Source organism: Escherichia sp. MOD1-EC5189, assembly GCF_002966045.1.
GTDB classification, from domain to species: Bacteria; Pseudomonadota; Gammaproteobacteria; order Enterobacterales; family Enterobacteriaceae; genus Escherichia; species Escherichia coli_F.
The window spans coordinates 1-21,219 of record NZ_PTRX01000019.1 but is presented as its reverse complement, the minus strand read 5'-3'; the positions used below and the strand labels follow the sequence as shown (position 1 = coordinate 21,219).

At 50.0% G+C, this 21,219-nt stretch carries 20 protein-coding genes and 1 pseudogene; 6 read left to right on the top strand and 15 right to left on the bottom strand.

Going from position 1 to position 21,219, the window contains the following annotated elements; genetic code table 11:
- Positions 1-118 precede the first annotated feature (118 nt).
- The gene (gene ghxP / locus ATB02_RS16500; RefSeq protein ID WP_032185685.1) at positions 119-1,468 is read right to left on the bottom strand and encodes a guanine/hypoxanthine transporter GhxP; all 1,350 of its coding nucleotides are present in this window, start codon (positions 1,466-1,468) and stop codon (positions 119-121) included.
- A 546-nt stretch (positions 1,469-2,014) separates the two neighbouring features.
- A complete protein-coding gene (soxR, locus tag ATB02_RS16480) occupies positions 2,015-2,479 on the bottom strand; it encodes a redox-sensitive transcriptional activator SoxR (RefSeq protein WP_000412424.1) in 465 nt (154 codons plus the stop codon).
- 85 nt (positions 2,480-2,564) lie between these two features.
- On the opposite strand from soxR, the gene soxS reads away from it, so the two are divergent.
- A complete protein-coding gene (gene soxS / locus ATB02_RS16475) occupies positions 2,565-2,888 on the top strand; it encodes a superoxide response transcriptional regulator SoxS (RefSeq protein ID WP_000019358.1) in 324 nt (107 codons plus the stop codon).
- Positions 2,889-2,890: 2 nt separating this feature from the next.
- Here soxS and pdeC read toward each other — a convergent pair whose 3' ends face one another.
- Positions 2,891-4,477, bottom strand: coding sequence for a c-di-GMP phosphodiesterase PdeC (gene pdeC, locus ATB02_RS16470; protein ID WP_105271903.1), 1,587 nt, complete (start codon positions 4,475-4,477; stop codon positions 2,891-2,893).
- 429 nt (positions 4,478-4,906) lie between these two features.
- Between pdeC and ATB02_RS16460 the strand changes: the two genes are divergently transcribed.
- Positions 4,907-5,188: a YjcB family protein gene (locus ATB02_RS16460; protein ID WP_001295689.1), complete on the top strand. Its 282-nt coding sequence runs from the start codon at positions 4,907-4,909 to the stop codon at positions 5,186-5,188.
- A gap of 99 nt (positions 5,189-5,287) precedes the next feature.
- Here ATB02_RS16460 and ssb1 read toward each other — a convergent pair whose 3' ends face one another.
- Positions 5,288-5,824, bottom strand: a complete 537-nt coding sequence (gene ssb1 / locus ATB02_RS16455) for a single-stranded DNA-binding protein SSB1 (RefSeq protein ID WP_000168305.1) — start codon at positions 5,822-5,824, stop codon at positions 5,288-5,290.
- Positions 5,825-6,078: 254 nt separating this feature from the next.
- On the opposite strand from ssb1, the gene uvrA reads away from it, so the two are divergent.
- Positions 6,079-8,901, top strand: coding sequence for an excinuclease ABC subunit UvrA (gene uvrA / locus ATB02_RS16445; protein WP_105271902.1), 2,823 nt, complete (start codon positions 6,079-6,081; stop codon positions 8,899-8,901).
- Positions 8,902-8,935: 34 nt separating this feature from the next.
- Here the strand turns inward: uvrA and ATB02_RS16440 are convergent, their stop codons facing one another.
- The 6 genes from ATB02_RS16440 to dnaB form a co-directional block, all read right to left on the bottom strand.
- Positions 8,936-9,292, bottom strand: coding sequence for an MmcQ/YjbR family DNA-binding protein (locus tag ATB02_RS16440; RefSeq protein WP_000155657.1), 357 nt, complete (start codon positions 9,290-9,292; stop codon positions 8,936-8,938).
- A gap of 3 nt (positions 9,293-9,295) precedes the next feature.
- Complete coding sequence (locus ATB02_RS16435; protein ID WP_000270364.1) at positions 9,296-9,712, bottom strand: secondary thiamine-phosphate synthase enzyme YjbQ; 417 nt, start codon at positions 9,710-9,712, stop codon at positions 9,296-9,298.
- 110 nt (positions 9,713-9,822) lie between these two features.
- A complete protein-coding gene (gene aphA / locus ATB02_RS16430) occupies positions 9,823-10,536 on the bottom strand; it encodes an acid phosphatase AphA (RefSeq protein WP_105271901.1) in 714 nt (237 codons plus the stop codon).
- Between the two features lie 336 nt (positions 10,537-10,872).
- The gene (gene tyrB, locus ATB02_RS16420; protein ID WP_105271900.1) at positions 10,873-12,066 is read right to left on the bottom strand and encodes an aromatic amino acid transaminase; all 1,194 of its coding nucleotides are present in this window, start codon (positions 12,064-12,066) and stop codon (positions 10,873-10,875) included.
- Between the two features lie 251 nt (positions 12,067-12,317).
- Complete coding sequence (gene alr / locus ATB02_RS16415; protein ID WP_105271899.1) at positions 12,318-13,397, bottom strand: alanine racemase; 1,080 nt, start codon at positions 13,395-13,397, stop codon at positions 12,318-12,320.
- A 52-nt stretch (positions 13,398-13,449) separates the two neighbouring features.
- Complete coding sequence (dnaB, locus tag ATB02_RS16410) at positions 13,450-14,865, bottom strand: replicative DNA helicase (RefSeq protein ID WP_000918363.1); 1,416 nt, start codon at positions 14,863-14,865, stop codon at positions 13,450-13,452.
- A gap of 82 nt (positions 14,866-14,947) precedes the next feature.
- Between dnaB and ATB02_RS16405 the strand changes: the two genes are divergently transcribed.
- Entirely contained in the window at positions 14,948-15,931 is a 984-nt protein-coding gene (locus tag ATB02_RS16405; protein WP_105271898.1) for a quinone oxidoreductase, read from the top strand.
- Positions 15,932-16,096: 165 nt separating this feature from the next.
- On the opposite strand, the gene pspG is transcribed toward ATB02_RS16405, so the two are convergent.
- Both pspG and dusA read right to left on the bottom strand, forming a co-directional pair.
- Entirely contained in the window at positions 16,097-16,339 is a 243-nt protein-coding gene (gene pspG / locus ATB02_RS16400) for an envelope stress response protein PspG (protein WP_000891404.1), read from the bottom strand.
- A 133-nt stretch (positions 16,340-16,472) separates the two neighbouring features.
- On the bottom strand, positions 16,473-17,510 hold the full coding sequence (dusA, locus tag ATB02_RS16395; RefSeq protein ID WP_105271897.1) for a tRNA dihydrouridine(20/20a) synthase DusA: 1,038 nt from the start codon (positions 17,508-17,510) through the stop codon (positions 16,473-16,475).
- Positions 17,511-17,598: 88 nt separating this feature from the next.
- Between dusA and ATB02_RS16390 the strand changes: the two genes are divergently transcribed.
- Together ATB02_RS16390 and ATB02_RS16385 are read left to right on the top strand one after the other, a co-directional pair.
- On the top strand, positions 17,599-18,696 hold the full coding sequence (locus ATB02_RS16390) for a tyrosine-type recombinase/integrase (protein ID WP_000332271.1): 1,098 nt from the start codon (positions 17,599-17,601) through the stop codon (positions 18,694-18,696).
- A gap of 61 nt (positions 18,697-18,757) precedes the next feature.
- Positions 18,758-19,006 (top strand): DinI-like family protein, encoded by a 249-nt coding sequence (locus ATB02_RS16385; protein WP_001217539.1) that lies wholly within the window; start codon positions 18,758-18,760, stop codon positions 19,004-19,006.
- A gap of 115 nt (positions 19,007-19,121) precedes the next feature.
- On the opposite strand, the gene ATB02_RS16380 is transcribed toward ATB02_RS16385, so the two are convergent.
- The 3 genes and pseudogenes from ATB02_RS16380 to ATB02_RS16370 form a co-directional block, all read right to left on the bottom strand.
- The gene (locus ATB02_RS16380) at positions 19,122-19,706 is read right to left on the bottom strand and encodes a tail fiber assembly protein (protein ID WP_105271896.1); all 585 of its coding nucleotides are present in this window, start codon (positions 19,704-19,706) and stop codon (positions 19,122-19,124) included.
- 8 nt (positions 19,707-19,714) lie between these two features.
- Positions 19,715-20,617, bottom strand: coding sequence for a macro domain-containing protein (locus ATB02_RS16375; protein WP_000631342.1), 903 nt, complete (start codon positions 20,615-20,617; stop codon positions 19,715-19,717).
- Positions 20,614-21,219: pseudogene (locus ATB02_RS16370) on the bottom strand (hypothetical protein); the annotation flags it as partial. The pseudogene ATB02_RS16370 and the gene ATB02_RS16375, both read right to left, overlap by 4 nt.

The window sequence follows — 21,219 nt, the reverse complement described above, 5'->3', positions numbered from 1 at the left end:
GAGAAAGGCGTTATGCCTGAATTCTCATTTTTTCAGAATATCGCAAAAGCTCACACAATGTGCGGAGAAAATAAAAACGGGCAGCCATTGCCACCCGTTTTCAGAATCTTATTAAAGCTTAGATAGCCCAGCCGCCCGCATAGAAGGTCACCAGCGCCACGGCAATGACGACCGTACCGATGTTCAACTTGCGCCATTCTCCGGAAACCAGACGACCAATCACCAGAGTCGCGAAGCCGATCATAATACCCGTTACGATGTTACAGGTCAGTACGATGAATACTGCTGTTACCAGACCCGCCATCGCATCAACAAAATCAGCAAAGTCAATTTTCGCCACATTACTCAGCATCAGCAGGCCAACGTACATCAGCGCCGGAGCCGTTGCGTAACCCGGAACGAGGTAAGAGAGTGGAGAGAGGAACAGAATCAGCAGGAACAACACGCCAACGGTGATAGCCGTCAGACCGGTTTTTCCGCCCGCCGCTGTACCCGCCGCAGACTCGATGTATACCGCTGCCGGAGCTGCCCCCACCAGACCAGAGAAAACACTGCTCATGGAGTCGGTGGTCAGTGCTTTCCCGCCGTCGATAATTTGCCCGTCTTTATCCAGCAGGTTTGCCTGGCCCGCGACGGCCCGGATGGTTCCGGTGGCATCGAAAACAGCAGTCATCACCAGTGCCAGCACGCTCGGCAGAACCACAGGGTTCAGCGCGCCCATAATGTCCAGGCTGCCAATCAGTGAATTGCCGTTTTCATCGCTCAATGAAGGCATGGCGAAAACGCCAGAGAAGTGGACGTTAGGATCGAAGATCAAACCGACAATTGAGATACCGATAATGGTCAGCAGAATGCCACCGGGGACTTTCAGTTTTTCCAAGCCGATGATCACAGCCAGACCTACCAGTGACATAATCACCGGGAAGGTCGCGAAATCACCCAGCGCAACAGGCAGACCATCAAGCGGGTTTTTAATCACCAGACCGACACCATTAGCAGCAATCAGCAGCAGGAACAGACCGATACCGATCCCCGTGCCGTGCGCCACACCGTGCGGCAAGTTGCGCAAAATCCAGCTACGAATACCCGTGGCAGAAATTACCGTAAACAATACACCCATCAGGAACACGGCACCCAGCGCGACAGGTACACTAATATGTTGCCCCAGTACCAGGCTGAATGCGGTAAACGCCGTCAGGGAGATAGCGCAACCAATCGCCAGCGGCAGATTAGCCCACAGCCCCATCACGATAGAACCGAGTCCAGCAACCAGACAGGTTGCAACGAAAACTGCCGCTGGCGGAAAGCCCGCTTTACCCAACATGCCTGGAACGACGATAACCGAGTAGACCATCGCCAGAAACGTTGTTAACCCGGCAACCACTTCCTGACGGACAGAGCTTCCACGTTGTGAAATTTTAAACCAGGCGTCGAGTGAACCGCCGGTACGCGCTGATGGCGTAGACATAAGAAAACATCCCCTGAGAGTTTAATTTTCGTCAAGATGCGTGGCGGACATTCCCCTGCCAGCGAAACGTTATCTTCCTGCTCCAGGTTTGCGACAATTTGGTGCGTCGCAAAAAAGCAAACGTTTAGCTCCGCGCATACAAAACGGATGGTAAAAAAAAGCAAACGATTATCCGGCGATCATAGCGGCTTTTTCAACCGAAGTTTGCTGCTTTTTTCTCTTTTATGGTCTTGACGATGAAAAACCAGGCAATTGATGCGCAAACGTTATCGTCGATGCGCAAGATTGCAGCGTTATCGAGCCGCATACCGTTCAGGATTGCGATAAAAAATCGTCTGAGATGACAAAAATATTGCGGCTAAAAAGCGTCCTTTTACACTGGCGAAGAAACGCCGGTGACATACAATTAAAGCATCAACACCAACCGGAACCTCCACCACGTGCTCGAATGAGGTGTGTTGACGTCGGGGGAAACCCTCCTGTGTACCAGCGGGATAGAGAGAAAGACAAAGACCGGAAAACAAACTAAAGCGCCCTTGTGGCGCTTTAGTTTTGTTCATCTTCCAGCAAGCGTGCGCCTGTGCCTTCTTCTCCTAAGCGGTCGCCCGGGTTACGCAATGGGCAATCACTGCGCGAAAGGCAGCCACAACCAATACATCCGTCCAGTTCGTCACGCAGCGCCACTAAGGTATGAATGCGCCGATCCAACTCTTCTCGCCATTGGGACGAAAGCTGTTTCCACTCTTTCGCACTTAATGTATGCCCTTCGGGCAACACGCCAAACGCTTCACGAATGGTCGCCAGCGGAATGCCAATACGCTGAGCAATTTTGATGATTGCGACATATCGCAACACATCACGTTTATATCGCCGCTGATTGCCACTATTACGGATACTGCTAATCAACCCTTTGCTTTCATAGAAATGCAGCGCCGATACCGCCACACCGCTGCGTTTTGCCACTTCGCCGGGGGTTAGCAGCGCTTTAATGCGGGGTAATTTCTTTTCCATAAATCGCTTTACCTCAAGTTAACTTGAGGAATTATACTTCCCAACAGATGAATTAACGAACTGAACACTGAAAAGAGGCAGATTTATGTCCCATCAGAAAATTATTCAGGATCTTATCGCATGGATTGACGAGCATATTGACCAGCCGCTTAACATTGATGTCGTCGCAAAAAAATCAGGCTATTCAAAGTGGTACTTACAGCGGATGTTCCGCACGGTGACGCATCAGACACTTGGTGATTACATTCGCCAACGCCGCCTGTTACTGGCCGCCGTTGAGTTGCGCACCACCGAGCGTCCGATTTTTGATATCGCAATGGACCTGGGTTATGTCTCGCAGCAGACCTTCTCCCGCGTTTTCCGTCGGCAGTTTGATCGCACTCCCAGCGATTATCGCCACCGCCTGTAGTTTTATTGCCCGCGCGTTACCCCCCGCGCGGGTAATTGCTCCATCCATTGCATAAACACCTGCGGCGGCATCGCCTTCGCAAAGAACCATCCCTGGCAATAACGCACGCCGCGTTTGCGCAGCCAGTTAACCTGCTCCTTAGTTTCGACGCCTTCAGCGATCGTTTTTAACCCCAGACTGTGCGCCAGCTCGATGATGTGTTCCGCAATCAAATGACTGGTTTTATGGGTGGTCAGCGTCTCAACAAACGATTTATCGATTTTCAAAATATCGACATTCAATGATTTAAGGTTATGCAAGTTAGAGTAGCCAATACCAAAATCATCAATTGCCACTTCGTAACCAGCCTGGCGGAAAGCCAGAATAATTGGTGTCATTTTGTCGACATCAAGAAATGCATGTTCAGTCACTTCAAATTTAATTTGCTGTGGACGCACCGCGTATTGCTCTGTTTTCTGATTGGTTCGCGCTATCAACCGTGACGTATGAAAATCGGAGGCCGACAGGTTAATAGAAACATAGCGATCGGCATGTGTTGCCAGGTACGCGCCCAGATCGCGGAAGACATTATCAATAACATAATCAGTTACCTGTCCGATCATTCCCTCCTTTTCTGCCAGCGGAATAAACTCTGCCGGATTCATTACTTGCCCCTGCTCACCAGGCCAACGTAACAATGCTTCAGCGCCGATACATTTTTCTGTTTTGATATCGATTATTGGCTGGTAATAAAGGCAAAGTTGATGTTTTTCGAGGGCGCGTTGCAATTTGCGTTTGGGAGACAAATAGTTTTGTCGAATACGTAGCCAGAGTAATAACAGAACAAGACTCCCCAAAATACCGGCGGGTAACGCAAAAATAAGATGATTATAAAAATGCGCTATAAGACGTTGATATGAAGTCGCAACAATGGCTGCAATTGGGCGTTTTGTCGAATAAACTGTCGCATATAAATAGCCATTTCTTTGTACGGTTAAATCATTCAAATGAATCAGCGGAGAAAACGTTGCTGCCGAGGCCTCGTTGCTTAACGAGAAAAAGGTTTTCGTTACCGTATCATACACACCCCATTGCAATGTCGGATCATCAGACATCACTTCACTCCAGAATAGAGGGTTGATGACCGCCACATAATTTCCCCGCTGCATATAGGTCATTTTATAGCCAGAGAAAAAAGGCGTATCGCGGTAATAATAGATAGAAACGTTAGGTTCACGCTTATAATCGGCCGGTGCAATCGTATAACCGTTTACAGGCGCTATCAGCGATGAGCATAAAAAATGGTTATCACGGGCATAGATCAATTCATTAATATAAAGATAGCCACGAATAATATTCAACATTCGCTTTTGATGGGCCGGAGTGCAAACTTGCCCCTGATAGCGTTCTGCTGCATCGCTCACTAAATCTGCCTGGCGAATGACCAGCTCGGATTTATCCAGCGCCAGCTGAGCAAAAGTTTGGAGCTGACTATTCACTTCTGATTTTGCCCAAAGGAAGGCAATCCATAGCGACAGAATGATGGGAAAGAGAACTAAAAAGATAATGCCCGGCAACGCCAGTAATTGGTGTCGTGCATGATGACTCATTGCTATCAATTTCCTGCCTGTTTATACCCGGTCATTGCAAGGCGAGAACCCTGGTTATCGACGTCTTTAGATAAATCTTACGGTATAAATAGCACTTTTGCCTGATTTGAAATTGATACCTTTTTAATCGTCACCTGAATAAAAATAATTCATTGATATTCAAAATTAATTTCCTACAGGAATGCAGAGGCGGCGGGAAGATATGCCCTTAATGCCGCTGAAAAAACACATAATCTGTACGGCAATAAAAGTCACGGCCTAATCTGGCTAACAAACAATCAATTGTGATATAGTTCACAAAATTAATGAAACAAACAGAGTGTTTCTTTTTTGTGTTCTGCAAGCCCCGCGATAGCCAGATTGTATCACGCCTCCCGTGAACAACGCCGCGCTGTCCAGGGCATCGGCTCTTTTCAGAGGAATTGTTTGATGGCTACCCTCACCACTGGCGTGGTTCTTCTTCGCTGGCAACTTCTTAGTGCCGTAATGATGTTTCTGGCCAGCACGCTCAACATCCGTTTTCGTCGGTCTGATTATGTCGGGCTTGCAGTGATCAGCAGCGGTCTGGGCGTGGTTTCCGCCTGTTGGTTCGCAATGGGGTTGCTTGGCATCACAATGGCGGACATCACCGCCATCTGGCACAACATCGAGTCGGTGATGATAGAAGAGATGAATCAGACACCGCCACAATGGCCAATGATTTTGACTTGATATGTAGAAGCCTCCATAACGGAGGCTTCTTTTTTTATGGCTGGCAGATGCTTTAATCATCCACCTTAAAACAATATAACCTATTGGTTTAATGACAAATCAGAACGGAATGTCGTCATCAAAGTCCATCGGCGGCTCGTTAGACGGCGCTGCCGGAGCGGACTGCTGCGGGCGAGACTGCGCGCCGCCGCTGAACTGATTACCACCCTGCGGCTGCTGAGGCTGACCCCAACCGCCCTGCGGCTGACCACCACCGATATTGCCACCTGCAGGTGCGCCACCGCCCTGACGGCCGCCCAGCATCTGCATGGTGCCGCCAACGTTTACCACAACTTCAGTGGTGTAGCGATCTTGACCGGATTGATCGGTCCATTTGCGGGTACGCAGCTGACCTTCGATATAAACCTGAGAACCTTTACGCAGATATTCGCTGGCCACTTCTGCCAGTTTGCCGAACAGCACAACGCGGTGCCATTCAGTCTGCTCTTTCATCTCGCCGGTCGCTTTATCACGCCAGGATTCGGAAGTAGCCAGCGTAATGTTGGCAACTGCGCCACCATTTGGCATGTAGCGTACTTCCGGGTCCTGACCCAGATTACCAACGAGAATAACCTTGTTTACGCCTCTGCTGGCCATGTTCGTGTCTCCTGAAAAAAAATCGTTCTGAATAAGTGTAAACGCGCGATTGTACCATTACCAATAGCGCTTTTACTATGTTGTGACCTCGGTTCAGGGAAACAAACCTGGCCAGACATTGTTACACAACACTCCGGGTAATGCATTCCAATACTGTATATTCATTCAGGTCAATTTGTGTCATAATTAACCGTTTGTGATCGCCGGTAGCACCATGCCACCGGGCAAAAAAGCGTTTAATCCGGGAAAGGTGAATGGATAAGATCGAAGTTCGGGGCGCCCGCACCCATAATCTCAAAAACATCAACCTCGTTATCCCCCGCGACAAGCTCATTGTCGTGACCGGGCTTTCGGGTTCTGGCAAATCCTCGCTCGCTTTCGACACCTTATATGCCGAAGGGCAGCGCCGTTACGTTGAATCCCTTTCCGCCTACGCGCGGCAGTTTCTGTCACTGATGGAAAAGCCGGACGTCGATCATATTGAAGGGCTTTCTCCTGCCATCTCGATTGAGCAGAAATCGACGTCTCATAACCCGCGTTCTACGGTGGGGACAATCACCGAAATCCACGACTATTTGCGTTTGTTGTTCGCCCGCGTCGGTGAGCCGCGCTGCCCGGACCACGATGTACCGCTGGCGGCGCAAACCGTCAGCCAGATGGTGGATAACGTGCTGTCGCAGCCGGAAGGCAAGCGTCTGATGCTGCTCGCGCCAATCATTAAAGAGCGCAAAGGCGAACACACCAAAACGCTGGAAAATCTGGCAAGCCAGGGTTACATCCGTGCTCGTATTGATGGCGAAGTCTGCGATCTTTCCGATCCGCCGAAACTGGAACTGCAAAAGAAACATACCATTGAAGTGGTGGTTGATCGCTTCAAGGTGCGTGACGATCTCACCCAACGTCTGGCAGAGTCGTTTGAAACCGCGCTAGAGCTTTCCGGTGGTACCGCGGTAGTTGCCGATATGGACGATCCAAAAGCGGAAGAGCTGCTATTTTCCGCCAACTTCGCCTGCCCAATTTGCGGCTACAGTATGCGTGAACTGGAACCACGCCTGTTTTCGTTTAACAACCCGGCGGGTGCCTGCCCGACCTGTGACGGCCTTGGCGTACAGCAATATTTCGATCCTGATCGCGTGATCCAAAACCCGGAACTATCGCTGGCTGGCGGTGCGATCCGAGGCTGGGATCGCCGCAACTTCTATTACTTCCAGATGCTGAAATCGCTGGCAGATCACTATAAGTTCGACGTCGAAGCGCCGTGGGGCAGCCTGAGCGCGAATGTGCATAAAGTGGTGTTGTACGGTTCTGGCAAAGAAAACATTGAATTCAAATACATGAACGATCGTGGCGATACCTCCATTCGTCGTCATCCGTTCGAAGGCGTGCTGCACAATATGGAGCGCCGTTATAAAGAGACGGAATCCAGTGCGGTACGTGAAGAATTAGCCAAGTTTATCAGCAATCGCCCGTGCGCCAGCTGCGAAGGGACGCGTCTGCGTCGGGAAGCGCGCCACGTGTATGTCGAGAATACGCCGCTGCCTGCAATCTCCGACATGAGCATTGGGCATGCGATGGAATTCTTCACCAATCTCAAACTCGCAGGTCAGCGGGCGAAGATTGCGGAAAAAATTCTTAAAGAGATTGGTGATCGCCTGAAATTCCTCGTTAACGTCGGCCTGAATTACCTGACACTTTCCCGCTCGGCAGAAACGCTTTCTGGCGGTGAAGCCCAGCGTATTCGTCTGGCGAGCCAGATTGGTGCGGGCCTGGTTGGCGTGATGTATGTACTGGACGAGCCGTCTATAGGCCTGCACCAGCGCGATAACGAGCGCCTGTTGGGTACGCTTATCCATCTGCGCGATCTTGGTAATACCGTGATTGTGGTGGAGCACGACGAAGACGCAATTCGCGCCGCTGACCATGTGATCGACATTGGCCCGGGCGCAGGTGTACACGGCGGTGAAGTAGTCGCGGAAGGTCCCCTGGAAGCGATTATGGCGGTGCCTGAGTCGTTAACCGGGCAGTACATGAGCGGCAAACGCAAGATTGAAGTGCCGAAGAAACGCGTTCCGGCGAATCCGGAAAAAGTGCTGAAGCTGACAGGCGCACGTGGTAATAACCTGAAAGACGTGACGCTGACGCTGCCAGTCGGTCTGTTTACCTGCATCACAGGGGTTTCAGGTTCCGGTAAATCGACGCTGATTAACGACACACTGTTCCCGATTGCCCAACGCCAGTTGAATGGTGCGACCATCGCCGAACCGGCACCTTATCGCGATATTCAGGGGCTGGAGCATTTCGATAAAGTGATCGATATCGACCAAAGCCCAATTGGTCGTACTCCGCGTTCTAACCCGGCGACCTATACCGGCGTGTTTACGCCTGTGCGCGAACTGTTTGCGGGCGTACCGGAATCCCGTGCGCGCGGTTATACGCCAGGACGTTTCAGCTTTAACGTCCGTGGCGGACGCTGCGAAGCCTGTCAGGGCGACGGCGTGATCAAAGTGGAGATGCACTTCCTGCCGGACATTTACGTACCGTGCGACCAGTGCAAAGGTAAACGCTATAACCGTGAAACGCTGGAGATTAAGTACAAAGGCAAAACCATCCACGAAGTGCTGGATATGACCATCGAAGAGGCGCGTGAGTTCTTTGATGCGGTGCCAACTCTGGCGCGTAAGCTGCAAACGTTGATGGACGTTGGTCTGACGTACATTCGCCTGGGGCAGTCCGCAACCACACTTTCTGGTGGTGAAGCCCAGCGCGTGAAGCTGGCGCGTGAGCTGTCAAAACGCGGCACCGGGCAGACGCTGTATATTCTTGATGAGCCGACCACCGGTCTGCACTTCGCCGATATTCAGCAACTGCTCGACGTACTGCATAAACTGCGCGATCAGGGCAACACCATTGTGGTGATTGAGCACAATCTCGACGTGATCAAAACCGCTGACTGGATTGTCGACCTGGGACCGGAAGGCGGCAGTGGCGGCGGCGAGATCCTCGTCTCCGGTACACCAGAAACCGTCGCGGAGTGCGCAGCATCACACACGGCACGCTTCCTTAAGCCGATGCTGTAATCGCAAAGGCCGCTTTCTGAGCGGCCTTTTTCTTTCAGAGTTGCACCAGCAATTTACGTTTTTCTTCCGGCAGTAAATTCACCGCCTGCTGATAAGACGCATCCACCAGATAATAGATTTGCGAATCTGGCAGCGAACCGTCGAGATACACGGTGCTCCAGTGCGCTTTATTCAGATGGCGGCTTGGACGCACATCGCTGTGCTGCTGACGTAGCAGCTCCGCCAGCTCCGGGCTGGTTTTCAGCGAAACAGCTGGGCGATTTTCTACTTCTTTCACCATCGCAAACAGTACATCTTCCACTTTGATCTGCGTCGCTTTCCAGTCGTTATGCACGCTCTGTTCTGCGCCTGGTTTTGCCATGCAATATTGTAGCAACTCCGAAATGGTCATTTTTTACTCCCCTTGTAGTGTCGCGATGATGCGACGCGATCCGCCGTGGATGCGATGTTCCCCCAGCCAGATGCCTTGCCAGGTGCCGGTCTGAATACGCCCTTTATGCACCGGCAATACAAGCGATGTTCCCAGCATTGAGGATTTGATATGAGAAGGCATATCGTCTGCTCCCTCATAGTCATGCTCATAATTTCCGTTATCGGGAACGGTACGGAGGAAAAAACGCTCCATGTCGTGGCGTACGGTGGGATCGCAGTTCTCATTAAGTGTCAGAGAGGCGGAGGTATGTTGCAGCAACAGATGCAGTAAACCGATGTTAACGCGCGGCATATCAGCCAGCTGATGCAGTATTTCATCCGTTACCAGATGAAATCCACGAGATTTGGCGCTAAGCGTGAGCGTCTTTTGATACCACATGTGCTGCTCCTTGATAAAACTCTCTTAATCAGTTTGCAGCAAGACAGCGAAAGGATAAAGGTGTGATTAAAAAAACAGCATTCGGGAGAGTGTCACGCTCTCCCGCTCTGTCAGTATTCTGAATTGACGATCACCTCTTCACCAAACGCACCCGCTTGTGGCAAGGGTTTGTAGGTAGAGTTGGAGGCGCGCAGAATGCGGATAACACGAGCGCCGACTTCGCGTGCGGCGGTAATATCGTTATCGGAATCGCCATAAAAAATTCGGATATTTTTATCCTGTAGCCATTGCGATTTTGTATTTTGACCTGGTTTATCGCCTGCAAAAATTACCGGATTCATGTTGGTGGCAGGAATGTGAAAATTATCCGCCAGCGTTTTTGACACCGTTTCTGTTTTGGTCGGGCTACGACCAGTCACAAAGAAGATCGCGTCACCGCGGCGTACATGCATATCAATCAGCTGGCGAGCGACCTCTTTTGGAATGCTGAATTCATCCCAGCCATTGTTCATTTTTTCCCAGAACACAGGATTTTTCAGATAATCTTCGCTTTCTGGCGAGAAGGTTTTTTTGCCGCGCCAGAACCCCGGACTGGAAAAAAGTACCGTGTCATCGATATCAAACCCCACCGCCATTGGCGGACGTCCTGCGAGGCTATTTTCTATTTGTGTGACTGAAACCCAATGAACAGGAGCCTGCTCTGCAAGTCTGGCAACGTTAGTACCAGGATTAAGCGGTGAAGGTGACGAGGCAAGGGCAACAGCGGAACTGTTTAGAGCGAACAATAAGCAAACGGCACTCAAAGCCTGTGTGATCTTGCGCATATTTTTCCCTAAATAGTCAGTCTATTGAAACGTTTTATTATGAGATTTGTTGCAAAAACCATCTGACCATAACGCCAGCTGCCAGGGAATAAAAGGGTTATCTACGGCTTTTGTTAAGAAAGGGAGCAGGATCACATGCGATCAGACTATGTTTGTTGTATTTAATAACTTAATGGCTCTCTATCGTGTAAAAATATTCGGATATAAAAACTTCTATTTTCTCAGTAGGAAATATCGATTATCAGAACCCATTCCTTTGTACGATTAGCCGAAAAAATACGTATACCCACTTATTGATGATTGAGCAGGCGGCTGTTCATCCGCCTGCCAACGACATTACATCACCGCAGCAAACGCCTTTGCCACACGTTGTACATTTGCCGTATTTAACCCGGCGACACACATGCGACCGCTGGCGATGAGATAGACACCAAATTCTTCACGTAGTCGGTCAACCTGAGCGGCACTTAAACCGGTATAACTGAACATACCGCGCTGATTAAGCAGATAATCGAAATTGCGTTCTGGCATTTCTGTGCTCAATACCTTCACCAGTTCCTGACGCATCGCCAGAATGCGAGTACGCATCTCTTCTACTTCCGCCAGCCAGCTGGCTTTCAATGCCTCGTCATTCAGCACCGCAGCCACCACCTGCGCACCAAAATTCGGCGGGCTGGAGTAGTTGCGGCGAACTGTTGCTTTCAATTGCCCCAGTACGCGGCCTGCGGCTTCGGCATCTTCACACAGCACAGAAAGTCCGCCGACGCGCTCGCCGTAAAGGGAGAAAATTTTCGAGAACGAATTGCTCACCAGAGCGGGTAATCCAGCGCTGGCAATGGCGCGAATGGCGTAGGCATCTTCTTCCATACCGGCACCAAATCCTTGATAGGCAATATCGAGGAATGGGATAAGCTCGCGGGCTTTGAGAATTTCAATCACCGCATCCCACTGGTCATTAGTGAGATCGGCACCCGTTGGGTTGTGGCAACATGGGTGCAGCAACACAATACTGCGGGCAGGTAATGTTTTTAGCGTCGCCAACAGGTCATTAAAGCGCACGCCGTTAGTCGCTTCGTCATACCAGGGGTAAGTACTCACTTCGAATCCAGCCCCGGCGAATATTGCTAAGTGGTTTTCCCAGGTGGGATCGCTGACCCAGACGCCTGATTCCGGGAAGTAGCGTTTCAGGAAATCTGCGCCCACTTTCAATGCCCCTGAGCCGCCAAGGGTTTGAATGGTTGCTACGCGCTGTTGTTGCAGTACCGGATGGTCCGCACCAAACAGCAGCGGCGCAATGGCATGGCGATAGCTATTAAGCCCTTCCATCGGTAAATAAAGCGAAGCGCCATGAGGCTGCGCATTCAGGCGCGCTTCCGCATCCGCCACGGCTTTCAGTTGGGGAATAATTCCGTCTTCGTTGTAGTACAGACCGATACTTAAATTCACTTTGTCGCTGCGAGGGTCTTCTTTGAAACGCTCCATAAGCGTAAGAATCGGGTCGCCAGCGTAGGCGTCAACTTTTTGAAACACGCGATGGTTCTCCAGGTTTACGGGCAGGTGGTTAAACCACAATAAACCGGAAGGTGGGGAAGATCGAGAGGATGTTCAGGGGTGAACGACAATTAGCAACAAAAAGTGACCAATGACAAACGCACATTCGCCAGAGGCACGACCTTTATAACAGCATGAAATAATATCAATTTATTGAATTAGTAAGATTTTATTAGCCGGATAGGCATTCATACCACATCCGGCACAGATAATCAGATATTACAGAACGATTAATCCACGTATTTCATCGCGACCCTTGAAGTCAGGCGCGTGATAAGTTCGTAAGCGCTCACTTTCGTCATTTCAGCGATACGTTCTACGGGCAAACCTTCGCCCCATAAAATGACCGGGTCCCCAGCTTTATCCTGCGCCTGTGGACCTAAGTCGACGCAGATCATATCCATCGCGACTCGCCCGACAATCGGCACTTCGCGACCGTTCACCAGCACTGGCGTACCGGACGGCGCGGCGCGCGGATAACCATCGCCATAACCCATAGCGACTACGCCAAGACGGGTATTACGTTCGCTTACCCAGGTTCCACCATAACCGACAGGCTCTCCGGCTTTATGCTCACGCACGGCAATCAGGCTGGAGGTTAGTGACATCACTGGCTGACAGCCAAAATCGGCACCGGTGGAGCGATCTTCCAGCGGCGAGACGCCATAAAGAATGATGCCCGGGCGCACCCAGTCAAAATGCGACTGTGGCCACAGCAGAATGCCACCCGACGCGGCAATGGAACGTTGACCTGGTTTGCCTTCACAAAAGGTATTAAAGATAGCGAGTTGTTTCTCGGTTGCGCCACATTTTGGTTCATCCGCGCGCGCAAAATGGCTGACGATATTCACCGGCTGACGAACGTTTTTGCACTGGGTCAGGCGATGATAAAACGTCTCAGCCTGTTCCGGCCTTACGCCCAGACGGTGCATACCGGTATCGAGTTTCATCCAGACGGTAACCGGCTCGTCCAGGCTGGCCTCTTCCAGCGCAGCAAGCTGTTCTTCGTTATGCACGGCGGTATGAAAATGTTGCGCAGAAATCGTCGGTAGATCTCTGGCATCAAAAAAGCCTTCGAGTAACAGTACAGGTTTGGTGATTCCCCCCGCACGCAGTCGCAGAGCTTCTTCGAGACGGGCTACGCCAAAGGCGTCAGCATCGGGGAGCGTTCGCGCGGTCTCAAGAAGACCGTGACCATAAGCGTTCGCTTTCACCACCGCAACCATTTTACTGGCAGGTGCCAGTTCACGAAGACGTTGCAGGTTGTGTCGCAGAGCGCGGCGGTTAATCACAACAGTTGCCGCTTGCATTTGTGTTCCTTGATAAGTGTTTGCTTTAATTACCTAATTCATAAAATAATTATTATTCGTCGTCGTACTGCGGCCCCGCATAGTTGTCGAAGCGCGACCATTGACCGTTAAAGGTCAGGCGTACCGTCCCGATTGGGCCGTTACGTTGTTTACCGATAATAATTTCCGCGATGCCTTTTAAATCACTGTTTTCGTGATACACCTCATCACGATAGATAAACATGATCAAGTCCGCATCCTGCTCGATAGAACCAGATTCACGCAGGTCGGAGTTGACCGGGCGTTTGTCGGCACGTTGTTCCAGAGAACGGTTCAACTGGGACAGCGCCACCACCGGCACGTTCAGTTCTTTCGCCAGTGCTTTCAGCGAGCGGGAGATTTCTGCAATTTCCAGCGTACGGTTATCGGAAAGCGCCGGTACGCGCATCAGTTGCAGGTAGTCGATCATGATAAGCCCAATGCCGCCATGTTCGCGGGCAATTCGCCGCGCGCGGGAGCGCACTTCCGTTGGTGTCAGGCCGGAGGAATCATCAATATAGATATTGCGTTTTTCGAGCAAAATACCCATGGTGCCGGAAATACGCGCCCAGTCTTCATCATCCAGCTGCCCGGTACGGATTTTAGTCTGGTCAACACGCGACAGCGACGCCAGAGAACGCATCATAATCTGTTCTGATGGCATCTCAAGAGAGAAGATAAGTACCGGTTTATCTTGCAACATCGCCGCGTTTTCGACGAGGTTCATCGCAAATGTCGTTTTACCCATCGACGGACGCGCTGCGACGATGATCAAATCCGACGGCTGCAAACCAGCGGTTTTTTTGTTGAGATCGTCATAACCGGTGTTTACCCCGGTAACGCCATCGTGTGGCTGCTGAAACAACTGCTCAATACGCGCCACGGTTGCGTCGAGCACATCGGCGATGTTCTTCGGCCCTTCGTCTTTGTTTGCACGGCTTTCGGCAATTTTAAAGACGCGGGATTCAGCCAGGTCCAATAGATCTTCGCTGGTTCGCCCCTGTGGATCAAAACCGGCTTCGGCAATCTCATTCGCAACCGAGATCATCTCACGGACAACGGCACGTTCACGCACGATGTCCGCATAGGCACTGATGTTCGCCGCACTTGGCGTATTTTTTGACAACTCTGCCAGGTAAGCAAAACCACCAACGCTGTCGAGTTGTCCCTGACGTTCCAGCGATTCCGCAAGGGTAATCAGATCGATAGGACTACCGCTTTCCTGCAAACGCGCCATTTCGGTAAAGATATGACGGTGTGGGCGGGTGTAAAAATCGTCTGCCACCACACGCTCGGCTACATCGTCCCAGCGTTCGTTATCCAGCATTAAACCGCCCAACACCGACTGCTCCGCTTCGATCGAGTGCGGAGGCACTTTCAGCCCGGCAACTTGTGGATCGCGTTCGCGGGGTTCAGCCTGCTGTTTGTTGAAGGGTTTATTTCCTGCCATAGTGAATGGAGTTACCGAGATAAAGAATGGGTCGAAACTTTACCATATGAAGCAGACCCTGACGATACGTTCTGGAGGACACATGGCAACACGAATTGAATTTCTTAAGCACGGTGGCCCGGAAGTACTTCAAGCCGTAGAGTTCACTCCTGCCGATCCGGCGGAAAATGAAATCCAGGTCGAAAATAAAGCCATCGGCATCAATTTTATCGACACGTATATCCGCAGCGGCCTTTATCCGCCGCCATCGCTACCCAGCGGATTAGGTACCGAAGCGGCAGGCATCGTGAGTAAAGTCGGCAGTGGTGTAAAGCATATTAAGGCAGGCGATCGCGTAGTCTATGCACAGTCGGCATTAGGCGCTTACAGCTCTGTGCATAACGTCAATGCCGATAAAGCGGCGATTCTGCCCGCGGCAATTTCTTTTGAGCAAGCGGCGGCATCATTCCTGAAAGGCTTAACGGTTTATTATCTGCTGCGCAAAACCTATGAAATTAAACCTGATGAGCAGTTCCTGTTCCACGCAGCGGCTGGCGGCGTTGGCTTAATTGCCTGCCAGTGGGCAAAAGCCCTTGGGGCGAAACTTATCGGCACCGTGGGAACCGCGCAAAAAGCGCAGAGTGCGCTAAAAGCGGGCGCATGGCAGGTTATTAACTATCGCGAAGAGAATCTGGTCGAGCGGTTAAAAGAGATCACCGGTGGCAAGAAAGTGCGCGTGGTGTACGATTCCGTGGGCAGAGACACCTGGGAACGGTCGCTGGATTGCCTGCAACGCCGCGGCTTAATGGTCAGTTTTGGCAACTCATCAGGTGCGGTTACCGGTGTGAACTTAGGCATTCTCAATCAGAAAGGCTCGTTGTATGTGACACGCCCTTCCCTGCAAGGCTATATCACCACGCGGGAGGAATTAACCGAGGCCAGTAATGAACTGTTCTCTTTGATTGCCAGCGGTGTGATTAAGGTCGATGTCACCGAGCAGCAGAAATATCCGCTTAAGGATGCACAGCGTGCGCATGCGATTCTGGAAAGCCGGGCGACGCAAGGCTCCAGCCTGTTGATTCCATAAAAGAAATAGGGCTTCCACTTGGGAAGCCCTTTCTTTTTATAGTTCGGCTGTATGTAGGGTACAGCACGATGAATCTGTTAGAGGCGCAATAGTGACAGATTTGATTATCAATTCCTATTTTGTTCTAAGGATAAAACCTTAGGTTGTGATCGTCCGCACAATCCCTTAGTAACGCCAACGGTCATAGCGCTGATATTTCGGCACTTTTGGTGCTTTAATCGCCTTAATAACCCACACCACCGCAATCGCCAATAACAGCCACGGCAGCAACTTAATCATCAATGCCAGCATACCGCCGAGGAACATAATGGCCGTCGCCACAACCAGCGCAGCGATAATACCCAGCAACGAAACGCCGGTGACCATCAGCATGACAAAAAAGCCAATCACAAAAAGTAGTTCCAGCATGATGCTCTCCCAAATATGAAATCTCTTGCTGGCATTACAAGAATCATGCCAAAAATAATCTATTGATTTAACAGCAAAACGCCCCGCGACGGTGCGCAGGGCGTGGTCAATTTGACTACTTTTTGGTGAAAAGTTAACGCTTATCTGCCACCAGTTTGAGCGCGTGTTCCAGCACGTTAATGTCAGCACCCGCTTTATGGGCATTTTCACTTAAATAACGCCGCCACTGCCGCGCGCCAGGAATACCCTGGAACAAGCCCAGCATATGCCGGGTAATATGGCCGAGATACGTCCCCTGGCTGAGTTCACGCTCAATGTACGGATACATGGCACGCACCACCGCCACCGGATCGGCATCGGTATCCGAAGAACCAAAGATCTCTCGGTCTACCGCCGCCAGAATGCCTGGATTCTGATACGCTTCGCGCCCGACCATCACGCCATCCATATGTTGCAAATGTGCTTTAGCCTCTTCCAGCGACTTGATGCCACCGTTAATCGACATCGTCAGATGCGGAAAGTCACGCTTCAGTTGATAAACGCGCGGATAATCGAGCGGCGGGATTTCACGGTTTTCTTTCGGGCTTAACCCAGAAAGCCAGGCTTTACGTGCGTGGATGATGAACATCTCACACTCGCCTTTACCGGAAACGGTGTTGATGAAATCGCAGAGAAATTCATAGCTGTCCAGGTCGTCAATGCCAATACGCGTTTTCACCGTCACCGGAATCGATACGACATCGCGCATCGCTTTCACGCAGTCGGCAACCAGCTGCGCATTGCCCATCAGGCACGCACCAAACATGCCGTTCTGTACCCGGTCAGACGGGCAGCCGACATTCAGGTTGATCTCATCATATCCGCGCGTTTCTGCCAGCTTCGCACACTGCGCCAGCGCCGCCGGATCGCTACCGCCCAGTTGCAACGCTACCGGATGTTCTTCTTCACTGTACGCCAGGTAATCACCTTTACCGTGAATAATCGCCCCTGTGGTCACCATTTCTGTATACAGCAACGTATTGCGGGAAAGCAGACGCAGGAAATAACGGCAGTGCCTGTCCGTCCAGTCGAGCATAGGAGCAATGCTAAACCGAGAATTCCAGTAAACACCAGTTTTTTCAGGCATCACGCTGGTTTGATTAATTTTTTGTGTTTCATGATTATCGTGCATTTTTGAACATTTCAGGCTATTTTTCTCGCGTTAGGTTCCCGCACAGGTTCCCACGTTTTATGGGAACCCGAAATAACGAGGTCGTGTAATGGCGTACTATAACATAGAGAAACGACTAAAATCCGATGGCACACCACGCTATCGCTGTAATGTGATTATCAAAGAAAAAGGTGTTATCACTTACAGGGAAAGCAAAACATTCCCTAAACATGCTCATGCCAAAACATGGGGCACACAGAAAGTGATGGAATTAGATCTATATGGCATTCCATCATCAAATGCAGTCGACGGACTTACAGTCCGTGACTTACTACACAAATATTTAAATGACCCAAATGCCGGAGGTAAAGCAGGCCGTACTAAAAGATATGTGCTGGAACTGCTTATGGATAGTGACATCTCCGCGATCAAACTATCTGAACTGACAGAAAATGACGTAATTGAACATTGCAGGCTAAGAAACAACGCTGGTGCAGGTCCAGCTACAGTTAGCCACGATGTTAGTTATCTTGGCAGTGTTCTGGATGCTGCCAAACCTGTATATGGAATTAATTACACATCAAACCCAGCGAAAAGCGCTCGCCCATATCTACTTAAACTTGGTTTGATTGGTAAATCAAACCGTCGTAATCGTAGACCAGCATCTGATGAACTGGACATGCTCATTGAAGGCCTTCAACAACGATCTACTCATAAATGCTCAAAAATTCCGTTCGTTGATATCCTCAAATTTTCTGTGTGGTCCTGTATGCGGATCGGAGAAGTATGCCGGTTACGATGGGAAGATCTCGACCAGGAACAAAAATCTATACTCGTAAGAGACAGGAAAGATCCACGCAAAAAGGAAGGCAACCACATGAAAGTAGCCTTGCTTGGGGAAGCCTGGGATATCGTCCAACGACAGCCCAAAAAATCGGAATTCATTTTTCCATATAACAGCACTTCTGTTACTGCAGGATTTCAGAGGGTAAGAAGCAAATTAGGTATTAAAGATCTGCGATACCATGATTTGCGTAGAGAAGGGGCAAGTCGCTTATTTGAGGCTGGTTTTAGTATTGAGGAAGTCGCTCAGGTTACAGGGCATCGTTCATTAAACGTGCTATGGCAGGTATATACCGAACTGTATCCGAAATCTTTACATAATCGTTTTGAAGAGCTCCAAAGGAGCAGAAATAAGACCTCTTGACACTGTTTATCCATACAGTTAAAAATAATACTGTATACAAACACAGTATAGAGGGACTTTTATGCGTATTGAGATCTGCATAGCCAAAGAAAAAATGACTAAAATGCCAAACGGTGCTGTGGATGCGTTAAAGGAAGAATTAACCCGACGCATCAGTAAACGTTATGACGATGTAGAGGTGATCGTAAAAGCCACCAGCAACGATGGGCTTTCTGTTACACGCACCGCAGATAAAGATTCTGCAAAAACATTTGTTCAGGAGACTCTGAAAGATACCTGGGAGTCTGCTGACGAGTGGTTTGTTCACTAATAAACACGTAAAATCGGTAACGGCTGGAAATCATTCAATACTCGCACTATCGAAAGTTCACCAGCCAACCGCAGCACGTCCTGCATACGTCGTGTCTGCGGTTTTTCTTTTTCGCTTACATTGTGTCTGGTTCTTCCGGCCACTCAATATCAGGTGCAGTTGATGTATCAACACGGTTCAGCAACACCCGATACTTCTTCCAGGCTTCCAGCAACGAGTTTTCTTCCTCCGTTGCGATCTCCAGATCTACAGCATCCTGAAGCGGCGCTATATGCTCACTGGCTACCTGCATCAAGCTGTTTTTTGTTTCTTCCGCTTCCCGGATCCGGAATAGTTTTTCTGCTTCTGCATCTTTCACCCAGGCTGTGCCGTTCCACTTCTGATATTCCCCTTCCGGCGATAACCAGGTAACATTTTCCGGTAACGGACCGAGTTCAGAAATAAATAACGCGTCCCCTGATACCACGTCATAAACTGTTTTACCCCGATGGTCTTCAACAAGATGCCACGATGCCTCATCACTGTTGAAAACAGCCACGAAGCCAGCCGGAATATCTGGCGGTGAAATATTGGTACTGTTTGCTGGCAGACCTGTATGAGGCGGAATGTATGCGTCACCTTCACCAATAAATTCATTAGTTCCGGCCAGCAGATTATAAATTGTTATAGTCCGTGGTTGTTCACTCATTCTGAAATCCATGTTCACCTCTACTTAATATCAGAGACAGAATATTGTTTATTGAGCGTATGGGTGTGAGCACCAATAACGATGCTACTTCCGTGGCTATGTGCGCCAGAGATGACATTACCTACGGGATTTTCTGGATTAATCCGGTGTATATGCGAACCAGGGCGAAACCGGTTATTAGCCTGATGTTGTATCAGTACATCATCAGCCTGATGTTCAGGGTTAATACAGACCTGCCCGGAACGTGAGCAATACGTCCGATAATCGCCGCATCCAATATATTTAGTATCCGCATAACGGCAAACAGAATTACCCGGACAGTATGCATATGTGCCAAATACTGCCGACTGGCGGGATTGTGCGTATTCCCAGTTAATTGATTCTGTTTTTTTATTAAAGTTATCCCATGCCTGCTTCATCTGCCGGGCAACACTTTCAAACGGCACCTGACCACATCCGGCTCCCATTGCAGGGAATACCACCGTTTTTATTTTCCTGTCTGTCGTTGCGTGTTTATTGTGCTGAAAGATGGCAAGCAGAGCGGCCCAGGTTGCGTTATATACAGCGTCTGTTCCGTCAATTGTCAGCGGAACACGCATTGTTGGCGCATGTACCAGCCAGGGATGATGATTATGCCCCGTTTCAATAACAAATGCAGAACCTACAGGCTGCTCGCCGAGATATTCACGAAGAATATGATTCTGAACGCGGGACTGTAACTGAGTACCGAAGAATGCGGTAATGGCGGCATCAACACCGCCATCCATCAGGCCGAAACTGTTTGCCGCACTTACCATGCAGTCAAATTCCCTGATTGTTTCAAATGGCTTTCCGACAATATTCACATTATCTGCATTTGCGAATACCCGCTTAAATGCTTCAGCCATTTCTGTTACTGGTGCAGAAAGAATGAGCGTAATCATGCAAGCCTCACAATATAGTTAAATGCGATGTTTTTGACGGTGTTTTCCGCGTTACCAGCAGCGTTAACGGTGATGGTGTGTCCATGTGAACCAATCGCAACGGAGTGCGTATGAGCACCAATACCGACAGTATGCGCGTGTGCACCTGCAGATGCTGCTGTGCCGGACAGTGAATGGCTATGATTACCATCTGTACTGGTATTCGCTAACCACCCCGTAGACATACCTACTGAGCCTTGTACACCCCAGGTATTTTGACCTGAGCTTGTATAACCATATTGATAAGTATCTTTAAAAACACTGGGGTTAAATCGACGGCCATCTCTATGGCTGTGATTACCAGCTGCATTCGTGCTGCCACTTAAACTATGGGTATGCGCACCAGTGTTATTCGTGGATTTAGTGCCGTAATCAAACGACGATGTGGTTTTCGTCCCCAAATCCGTACTGGATGCGCTGGCGCTGTGGGTATGCGATTTAATGCCGTCCTGTTCCTGAGACAATACGGCCCGACCACTGGCAGGTTTGCCCTTAATCGTCCAGCCACGCATATCAGGGATCACGCCTGACGGATAAGCGGCTGCAAGTTTCGGGTATGCAGA